Source organism: Sporolactobacillus kofuensis (assembly GCF_024125425.1).
Classification (GTDB): Bacteria; Bacillota; Bacilli; order Bacillales; family Sporolactobacillaceae; genus Sporolactobacillus; species Sporolactobacillus kofuensis.
Genome location: NZ_JAMXWN010000028.1, coordinates 1 through 5,914, shown reverse-complemented (window position 1 = coordinate 5,914; position 5,914 = coordinate 1). Strand labels below are relative to the sequence as shown.

The following is a 5,914-nucleotide window of genomic DNA, read 5'->3' as shown; positions in this document are numbered from 1 at the left end:
GTAACCAATTCATTCTTTTTTTCGTTTATACAGAAGAAGGCGAAGAAAGGAGGCCGCTTATGGAGAAGGATATACTTACTGGAGAGACAAAGTCTTTGAACGATCAATTTGTACGTACGTTCCTTCCGTATCTGGCATCCATGCGGCGGCGCTGCAGGGTACTTGCAGGATCGGTTTGGGATGGTGACGATCTTTTTCAAAATGTATTAATGAAATTATTTCAGGCATGGAAGAAAGATCGGTCCAGAAAGGTAACGAAGACATACCTATTCCGTATCATTTCCAATGCTTGGATTGATCATCATCGTAAAGTACGTGTACCGGAGATTGATAAGGAATCTTTTGAAGATATGGCCGCTTGTGATCAAACGATAGAGTATCCCGAACGACTGGTTATGGCGATGAAAATAGTGCTTCATACATTAAATTCTAGGCAAAGACTGGTATACTTGATGCAAGCGGGTTGGGGATTATCTTCATCAGAGATCGCTAAATTATGCGGGGAGTCAGACGGAAATGTGCGCGTCCTTTATCATCGGGCACGCAAGAAGATGCGCCCAGAATTGACCGACCCGGGGCAGCAGATTGATGATCAGCGACTTGATCGTTATATCTCCGCCTTTCAAAGTGGAGATCCCGAGCGGCTGCTCGCTCTGTATCGAGAGGAATCTGCTGCTTGTCTCGTTCAAGAGCAACATCGCGCTAAAGACCGCGAAGTACGCTGTCTTCTCGCTGCTTAATGGTAAATTAAATTGATAAATGAACAACAGGGAGGAATTACTGTGTCGTCGTCATTTTTTATTCCATACGTTATCGAACAATCGAATCAAGGGGAACGCTCTTACGATATTTATTCACGTTTATTAAAGGACCGTGTGATTTTCCTTGGTTCGGAAATCAACGATGAAGTCGCGAACAGCATGGTGGCTCAATTGCTGTTTCTTGCTTCGGAGGATTCGGAAAAAGATATTTCCATCTATATTAATAGTCCTGGCGGTTCGGTATCGGCCGGGTTTGCCATTTTGGATACAATGAATTTCATTAAGCCGGATATTCAAACCATCTGTGTGGGCATGGCTGCATCAATGGCATCAATTATTCTGACATCAGGAACAAAAGGCAAGCGTTTGTCATTGCCAAATGGTGAAGTGATGATTCACCAACCTCTGGGCGGAGCTCAAGGACAGGCGAGTGATATTGAAATCAGCGCCAAACATATTCTGAAGACGAAGCAGAAGTTAAATACCATTATTGCCGAAACAACAGGTCAGACTTACGAACAGGTTGTGAAGGACACGGATCGCGATAACTTCCTGACAGCTGAACAAGCAAAGGCGTATGGCCTCGTAGATAAGATTATCGAAAAATTATAATGTACTTTTGTATTCCGACGCGCATCTGCGCGTCTTTTTTTTATGAAATGAAAACCCTAGGCGTTGGGCCTAGGGTTCTGGAAAGCTTTAGATAGTTGATTCTATTTAAAACCCCTTGAATTCGGACGTTGATCCAGTTCAAGGGGTTCGGTGTTCGTTTATTAGATAGAGACAGAAACCAATTCGGAATGATTTTGCAGGTTTTGCTGCAGCATGCTGGCAGCACCGAAATGATTCACGAGGTCCTTGTTAAAGGCTTGATATGCGCTTGGCGTTAGGGTAAGAAGATATCCGGAAATCTTGCCAGAGGAAGCGTATTTTGAAATGCTACCCGGTGCGCGATACAGCGTATTTTTTGTTCCGACCTTTACATTTAGTGGAACAGAGGTCAGGTCCAAACGAAAGACATATCCGTTTTTCAAGTGGACTAAAATCGTTCGATTGCTGCGAAACGAATAGGAATTAACCGTCTGATGCGCTTTAATGCTTTGGTCACCTTTGAAATTAATAAGCAAGCCGTAAACAGTCAGACTTGCAATGATAATGGCTGATGCAGCCAGAAGAAGAATAGTTGTGCGTTTGCTAAACCATGTACTTGATGTCATTGATCAATGCCTCACTCAATTGAATTCATTGGCATAAACAATATCACAAATTTGACAAAAAATCTACAAATGGTGTTCACATTTAATGACAAATTTAATTGACAAACGATAATTAGTTAGAATAGGCGCGAATCAAAAGGAGGTTAAGCTCAACCTGGTTCGAGTATTGGTGCCACGTGGCGCATCGGATCATCGCATCTGCTTAAAGACCGCGCTATTTTTCTCTGATCGGAGGTTAACGATGAAGGGGCCGACAGTATTGGTGCCCGACTTCTTTTTCTGGCATCAGGGAGTTCGGAAAAACATATTTCAGTACGGCGAAAGGATAATGGGCTATATAGAGGTGCAAAAAAAATAAAAAAAGTTCATGTTGAAGGATAAAAAAATCAATCGGACACATAATAAGATTACCTTTTGAAAAGGAGGTTTTGACCTTGGTAGATAAGCCGGGAACACGTTATAGTGTGCAGAATGAAGAGGACATTTGGCCAGGGGCGAGCCCATCGCATGTATCGAAGCGTGCGAATGGTACGACAAAAGATCGTCCGGGTGAACGAATGTTTTCTGCACATCGGGATCAGCGAGAGCACGATCATACGGAGGGATGACAGGTGAAACAACCGGGCAGAACCGATGAAATGATCAAGCGTTACGACATGCCTCATGCCAAGCATTCGCTATATCAAGTGAATGGTGAAACTCAGCAGACACAGGCAGGAAAGATTCTGGAAGTGAATACGCGGCGTCACCAAAAATAAAACCAAAACAAAAGGTGAAGAAGACGGTTCTCCCGAAAATGGAAACCGTCTTTTTTCATAATTTTTGCTTTTTAAATTTTTCTTTGTATAATGAATATTATCTTTAAAAATTGACGGTAATGGGCATAAAGATAAATAGACAACAGAAACTTTTATAGAAGATGAAACGTATGTTTATTACAAGCCTTTTAGGAAGGATGACGTTTGATGGTTGAATTTGCAACTCGAGCGGTCAGAAAACCGTACTCGAAATTGTTTGGGGCGCTTTTTTCCGGATTACTGGCGACAACAGTAGGTCTCTACCTCGGACAATATGTGTCTGATGCTTTTCGACTGCCGCTTTGGTTCTTGGAAATGGGTATGATCTTCATGATGATGTTTGTCAGAAAACGTAAAGCAGTTGGGTACTTGCTGATGTATGGTTTCATGTTCATTTCAGGCGTAACCTTATATTCAGCGATTAACTCTTACGTCAGCTTATTAGGCGCTTCACTTGTCCTTCAGGCATTCACGGTAACTACAGTGTCGTTTGGGGCAATTGCGGTTTATGCGATGGTAAGCAAACGTGATTTTTCATTCCTTGGTGGGTTCTTATTTGTCGGATTAATTGCGCTTGTTCTCTTGCAAGTCTTTAGCATTTTTATCCCGGTATCAAGTATGACTGCGCAAATTTATTCGGGCATCGGGATTCTCATTTTTGTTGGCTACACGCTGTTCGATTTCAACAGATTGACGGTTCACGGCTTTACCGATGAAGATATTCCGATGATTGTTGTTTCCATCTATTTGGACTTCGTCAATCTATTTCTCTACATTTTGCAATTCATTGGCATTGGTTCAAAAAACTGAGATTAGTTTTAAAAAAGGAAGGCGCTTTGGCGGCCTTCCTTTTTTTATGGCTTATTTCCACGTGTTCGCTTGCCGCGGGGCACCGCGATCCTCCTCGTCCAGGCTAAGGTCGGCAGCTCGCAGGCATCTCGCACATGGCCCTTTGGTTAGAAAAATAACATTAAATGTATACAGAGCTTTTTTAATAGAAAGATAAGGTTTTGGGTATGATAGGATAATTAATCATTAAATGTCCGTGTTCCAAATTTTCTTCATGTCTCAAAAAAATTTTCACTTTCGTTCAATAATGACTTTTCTCACGAACTGTTCTTCCGTTATACTAGACAAGATGGACAAAATACATATATGGGGGAGATGCAAATGGCTGGACGCATTGTTCAAACGAACGAAAAGCTTCCTTTAGTTGAGAGTATTCCTTTAAGTTTTCAGCACTTATTTGCGATGTTTGGCTCTACGGTTCTTGTACCTCTTATCTTCAAAGTTGATCCTGCGACCATCTTGTTGATGAACGGTATCGGCACATTACTTTATCTTGCGATCTGCCGTGGAAAAATCCCGGCTTATCTCGGGTCAAGCTTTGCTTTTATTTCGCCGGTGCTTGCGGTTATTGGTACGCACGGCTATGAAGCAGCTTTAGGTGGATTTATTGCCGTTGGCTTGGTCTTTATTATTGTTTCATTTATTATTCACCTGGTTGGTACGAAATGGATTGATATTGTGTTTCCACCGGTTACGATGGGATCAATTGTTGCAATCATCGGCTTGCAGCTGATTCCTACGGCTGCACAGAGTGCCGGACTGATTGCGCCTGCTGGAGCAACTCAATGGACGATGGACCCAAAAACCGTGCTTGTTTCGTTGCTGACGATCTTAGTTACGATTCTCGGTTGGGTACTGTTCCGCGGATTCTTGAAAATCGTTCCAATTCTGATTGGCATTGTTGCTGGCTATTTGATTGCCTGGCCGGCGGGACTCCTGAAATTCAGTCCGGTTGAGGATGCCCATTGGCTGTCTTTGCCGCATTTTTACACCCCGTCCTTTGATACGGCCAGCATTATGATTATTCTTCCGGCTGCGTTAGTAGTCATTGTGGAGCACGTCGGACACTTAATGGTTACGGGCAATATTGTCGGAAAAGATCTGATTAAGGATCCCGGCCTTGACCGTTCAATGCTCGGAAACGGTATTTCAACGGTTATCTCTGGTTTTCTCGGATCGACGCCCAACACAACTTATGGCGAAAATATCGGGGTGCTTGCGATTACCAAAGTGTATTCGACATGGATCATCGGTGGTGCAGCCGTGATCGCTGTTGTGCTTTCCTTCGTCGGCAAGTTGTCGGCACTAATCACGTCCATTCCATCGGCGGTTATCGGCGGGATTTCGCTAATCCTGTACGGCGTCATCGCATCAAACGGCTTTCGTATATTTGTTGAGAAAAAAGTTGATTTTTCTCAAGCACAGAATATTATTCTGGCAACGGTGATTTTTGCTGCCGGACTGAGTGGTGTATCCATTAACATTGGTAAGGTGCCGCTGAACGGTATGGGACTCGCAACGATCGTTGGTATACTGCTCAGTTTGTTCTTCGCAATGATTAACAAACTGCATCTTTCTAATGAAGACTAATTTTATTTTTGTGTGTGGAAAGAGGCGTCCCTCTGAACGGGGACGTCTCTTTTATTGTTTGATTTGAAGGGGATCATTCGGTATACTGCTGTTCAGACAGGAGGGGTGAACGTGCTGACTGAAGATGAGCGATTGATGGAGCTGGCCATTGCCGAAGCTGAAAAAGCGGAAGCTATTGATGAAGTGCCCATTGGAGCAGTAATTGTACGTGAGGGAGCAGTTATTGCTCAATCTTATAACAAGCGTGAGACAATACAGAAACCTACGGCACATGCCGAATTGATGGCCATCGAGCAAGCCAGTCGAAAATTGGGGACATGGCGCTTGTCCGGATGTACACTATATGTCACCTTGGAGCCCTGTCCGATGTGCGCCGGCGCAATTGTTCTTTCACGGATTGATCGACTTGTATACGGGGCGCCAGATCCAAAAGCAGGATGCGCAGGGACGTTGATGAATCTTGTTCAGGAGGACCGCTTTAATCATCGCGCGGAGGTTACAGCAGGTGTTCTCGGCGACCGATGCAGTCTGATGCTTACCGATTTTTTCAGGAGACTACGCGAGAATAAGAAAAAGAATAAATAAAGCCCATAATGCTTTGTATTTCGCTACTCTGCATAGCAGTGAGATAATCGGTGTCATCCTTAATGCTGATCATTAGTGAATGTTGGGATTTATTACTTCCTGATAGTGCATGATT

Annotated in this window: 8 protein-coding genes; 7 read left to right on the top strand and 1 reads right to left on the bottom strand. The window is 43.5% G+C overall.

Annotation, left to right across the window (positions count from 1 at the left end):
- Both NIE32_RS13985 and clpP read left to right on the top strand, forming a co-directional pair.
- Window positions 1–740: RNA polymerase sigma factor (locus NIE32_RS13985; protein ID WP_253077486.1), on the top strand; the 740-nt coding region annotated here is incomplete at its 5' end.
- Window positions 741–782: 42 nt separating this feature from the next.
- The gene (gene clpP, locus NIE32_RS13980) at window positions 783–1,373 is read left to right on the top strand and encodes an ATP-dependent Clp endopeptidase proteolytic subunit ClpP (RefSeq protein WP_253077485.1); all 591 of its coding nucleotides are present in this window, start codon (window positions 783–785) and stop codon (window positions 1,371–1,373) included.
- Between the two features lie 161 nt (window positions 1,374–1,534).
- Here the strand turns inward: clpP and NIE32_RS13975 are convergent, their stop codons facing one another.
- Window positions 1,535–1,978, bottom strand: coding sequence for a hypothetical protein (locus NIE32_RS13975; RefSeq protein ID WP_253077484.1), 444 nt, complete (start codon window positions 1,976–1,978; stop codon window positions 1,535–1,537).
- Window positions 1,979–2,412: 434 nt separating this feature from the next.
- Here NIE32_RS13975 and sspK point away from each other — a divergent pair, with 434 nt between their 5' ends.
- From sspK to tadA, 5 genes are all read left to right on the top strand, one after another.
- Window positions 2,413–2,586, top strand: a complete 174-nt coding sequence (sspK, locus tag NIE32_RS13970) for a small, acid-soluble spore protein K (RefSeq protein WP_253077483.1) — start codon at window positions 2,413–2,415, stop codon at window positions 2,584–2,586.
- Between the two features lie 3 nt (window positions 2,587–2,589).
- Window positions 2,590–2,736, top strand: a complete 147-nt coding sequence (locus tag NIE32_RS13965) for a YpzG family protein (RefSeq protein WP_253077482.1) — start codon at window positions 2,590–2,592, stop codon at window positions 2,734–2,736.
- A gap of 207 nt (window positions 2,737–2,943) precedes the next feature.
- Window positions 2,944–3,585 (top strand): Bax inhibitor-1/YccA family protein, encoded by a 642-nt coding sequence (locus NIE32_RS13960; protein ID WP_253077481.1) that lies wholly within the window; start codon window positions 2,944–2,946, stop codon window positions 3,583–3,585.
- Between the two features lie 360 nt (window positions 3,586–3,945).
- On the top strand, window positions 3,946–5,214 hold the full coding sequence (gene uraA / locus NIE32_RS13955) for a uracil permease (RefSeq protein WP_253077480.1): 1,269 nt from the start codon (window positions 3,946–3,948) through the stop codon (window positions 5,212–5,214).
- A 111-nt stretch (window positions 5,215–5,325) separates the two neighbouring features.
- Window positions 5,326–5,799, top strand: coding sequence for a tRNA adenosine(34) deaminase TadA (gene tadA / locus NIE32_RS13950; RefSeq protein WP_253077479.1), 474 nt, complete (start codon window positions 5,326–5,328; stop codon window positions 5,797–5,799).
- Window positions 5,800–5,914 lie beyond the last annotated feature (115 nt).

Bases quoted from the DNA above. Each gene is read 5' to 3' on its own strand.
- uraA (WP_253077480.1), top strand. From the start codon at position 3,946: ATGGCTGGACGCATTGTTCAAACGAACGAAAAGCTTCCTTTAGTTGAG.
- NIE32_RS13975 (WP_253077484.1), bottom strand. From the start codon at position 1,978: ATGACATCAAGTACATGGTTTAGCAAACGCACAACTATTCTTCTTCTG.
- NIE32_RS13960 (WP_253077481.1), top strand. From the start codon at position 2,944: ATGGTTGAATTTGCAACTCGAGCGGTCAGAAAACCGTACTCGAAATTG.